General features: G+C 52.1%; 4 protein-coding genes. All 4 read right to left on the minus strand.

What is annotated here, in order from left to right:
- Nucleotides 1-72: 72 nt before the first annotated feature.
- On the minus strand, nucleotides 73-678 hold the full coding sequence (gene msrQ, locus ACPGUT_RS15930; RefSeq protein WP_423993084.1) for a protein-methionine-sulfoxide reductase heme-binding subunit MsrQ: 606 nt from the start codon (nucleotides 676-678) through the stop codon (nucleotides 73-75).
- A gap of 8 nt (nucleotides 679-686) precedes the next feature.
- Nucleotides 687-890 carry a GDCCVxC domain-containing (seleno)protein gene (locus ACPGUT_RS15935; RefSeq protein WP_423993086.1) on the minus strand — a complete coding sequence of 68 codons (204 nt, stop codon included), beginning with the start codon at nucleotides 888-890 and terminating at the stop codon, nucleotides 687-689.
- Between the two features lie 10 nt (nucleotides 891-900).
- Nucleotides 901-1,818, minus strand: a complete 918-nt coding sequence (gene msrP, locus ACPGUT_RS15940; protein ID WP_423993088.1) for a protein-methionine-sulfoxide reductase catalytic subunit MsrP — start codon at nucleotides 1,816-1,818, stop codon at nucleotides 901-903.
- A 119-nt stretch (nucleotides 1,819-1,937) separates the two neighbouring features.
- The coding region (locus ACPGUT_RS15945) for a glutamate synthase-related protein (RefSeq protein WP_423993090.1) at nucleotides 1,938-2,698 on the minus strand (761 nt) is incomplete at its 5' end.

Consider the following 2,698-nt stretch of genomic DNA (forward strand, 5'->3'; position numbering starts at 1 on the left):
TGCATACAACATGCATACCTACGAAAAACGCGGCCACTGAGGACCGCGATTCTTAAGAAAGTATAAAAGAAGTTACCTGAGGCGCCGTAAAAGCAGCAAACTCAGAATCACAGCCAGCCAGATCAGAGGTTCCGGCTGCCAGCCCTTCACAATCATGACGAAGTGAACGGCCGCCAGAGGGACTGCTATATACGTCAGCTTATGAAGATTGCGCCATTTCACCGGACCAAGCTTGCGAACCGATAGATTATTGGAGGTCAGCGCCAGTGGCAGGATCATCAGAAAGCTGGCCATGCCAATCGTAATATAGGGACGCTTCAGAATGTCGGCCCAGATTTCGCCCCAGCGCAGTTGAATGTCCAGCACAAGCCATGTCGCAAGATGCGCTGTTATATAGAAGGCCGCCAAGACACCGATGGCACGACGATATTTGATCAGGTTCAAAGCCAGAAGTTTGCGGGCGGGCGTGATTGCGATCCCAGCAACGAGAAAATAGAGACCATATTCCCCAAGCTGATGTTCAATCGCTTTCACGGGATCAACACCAAGCTGCCCCGCGAACAGCTGCTTTACCATCCAGACGAACGGCAAAAGCCCCAGAAGATAAATCACCCAAGTTGGAATCCGACGCGTGGCCTGATTAACAGGCGCGAAAACCGGGGTGAAAAAACGTTGCATATATATAGTCACCCCGGAACCCCTTCTACGAAGCCGAACGGCCGATGCATTTCCACACCATAAGAGGAAAACACGCAGTGATCCCCATCCCGTGGATGCAACACAGTTCCGCAGTTTGTGCAGGCATAGAACCACTGACAGGCATCTGCCACCACGCGTTCGCGGCGGGAGAACCTGCACGACGGACAGGTGATGACAGAATTCAATTCCATGATATGTGCCTCAGAAGTTCGCGCGCAGATCCATACCTGCGTACAGGTGATCTACATATTCAGAATAACCATTCATCATCAGCGTATCCTGACGGCTGGAAAACAGGCCGCCACCGATCTTACGTTCAGACGCCTGGGACCAACGCGGATGATCGACCTCAGGGTTCACATTTGAATAGAACCCATATTCACGAGGATTGGTCATGTTCCATGATGTATCTGGCTGCGTATCCGTCAGCGTGATGCGCACGATGGATTTGATAGATTTAAAACCATATTTCCACGGCACGACCAAACGCAAAGGCGCACCATTCTGATTGGGCAGATCTTCACCATAAAGACCCGTCGCCATAAGTGTCAGGGGATTCATAGCTTCGTCCAGACGCAGGCCTTCGCGATATGGCCAATTCAGTGTACGTGACCGCTGTCCGACCATTTCTTCAGGGCGCAACAGGGTTTCGAAAGCCACATATTTCGCCGAAGATTGAATGCCCGCGTGATTCAAAAGCTGATTCAGTTCAAACCCGTTCCAGGGAATGACCATTGACCAAGCTTCGACACAGCGAAAACGATATATGCGTTCTTCGATGTTCACCTGCTTTAGAATATCCGCAAGGTCGTAATCCCCCGGGCGATCAACAAGACCATCGATTTTCACCGTCCAAGGATCTGTGGTCAGCGTATGGGCATTGCGCGCAGGGTCTTCTTTACCCGTGCCGAATTCATAGAAGTTATTATAGTTCGTGATGTCGGACAGGCTGTTTGGTTCGTTCGTGCCTTCCACTGCATATTGCCCCCGCGCATGGGCAGCACCACCGATGCTGCCCAGCGCCACCGCGCCAGCCGCACCTTTGATCAGCTGGCGGCGATTCATAAACTGGGATTTAGGCGTAACATCGGACCATTTAAGATCAGGTTTAAAAGACATCGGGAAACTCCGGAAGGTTTGGTGTTGCCCTATATCTACGCGCCCGATCGTTAAGAACCAAACAAACTCATCTCACGTCTGCGTTGGCAATCTGTAACATTTGCCAACGCAGGCTGTTTTTATGGCTGAGTCGGAAAGATTTCATCCATCGGCGTAGATCGTCCGTTGCCCCCGACAATGCGCACATGTTTGCGTCGGATCTGGCGGGGTTCACTGACCCCCACAGAATGGGCAATGGTTTCAACTTCCTTAATCATGCCCTTGGCATAGGCGGCGACTTTTTCATATTTCGCCTCTGGCACAAGGCCCTTTTGGAAACGTTCATCATGGGTTGTGATTCCCGTTGGGCAGGTGTTTTTGTTACATTTCAACGCCTGAATGCATCCAAGGCTGAACATAAATCCACGCGCAGAGGTGACAAAATCCGCGCCCGCTGCAAGCGCCCAGGCCACATCGCCGGGATTTACCAACTTACCAGATGAAATCAGGCGGATGCGATCTTTCAACCCGGCTTCGCGCAGAAGGTTGGCAACCAAAGGCAAAGCTTCACGCACCGTCATGCCCACCAGATCCATCAGAGGCATTGGCGCGGCACCGGTTCCACCTTCCCCGCCATCAATCGTGATAAAGTCAGGCGCACTGGCAGCGCCGCGACTGTTGATCAGAGTCAGCAGATCTTTCATCGGTTCCAGTTCACCAATGACGGTTTTGATGCCCACAGGCTTGCCCGTCACATGACGTACGTGGTGAATGAAATCCAGAAGATCTTCCCAGCTGTCCACACCTTCGTGTCGGTTGGGGGAAATCGACGCAACACCTTCCGCGATGCCCCGAATAGCCGCGATTTCTGCGGTTACTTTTTCACCGGGCAGAATGCCAC

The organism is Halocynthiibacter sp. (assembly GCF_049608145.1).
Classification (GTDB): domain Bacteria; phylum Pseudomonadota; class Alphaproteobacteria; order Rhodobacterales; family Rhodobacteraceae; genus Halocynthiibacter.

Bases quoted from the DNA above. Each gene is read 5' to 3' on its own strand.
- msrQ (WP_423993084.1), bottom strand. From the start codon at position 678: ATGCAACGTTTTTTCACCCCGGTTTTCGCGCCTGTTAATCAGGCCACG.
- ACPGUT_RS15935 (WP_423993086.1), bottom strand. From the start codon at position 890: ATGGAATTGAATTCTGTCATCACCTGTCCGTCGTGCAGGTTCTCCCGC.
- msrP (WP_423993088.1), bottom strand. From the start codon at position 1,818: ATGTCTTTTAAACCTGATCTTAAATGGTCCGATGTTACGCCTAAATCC.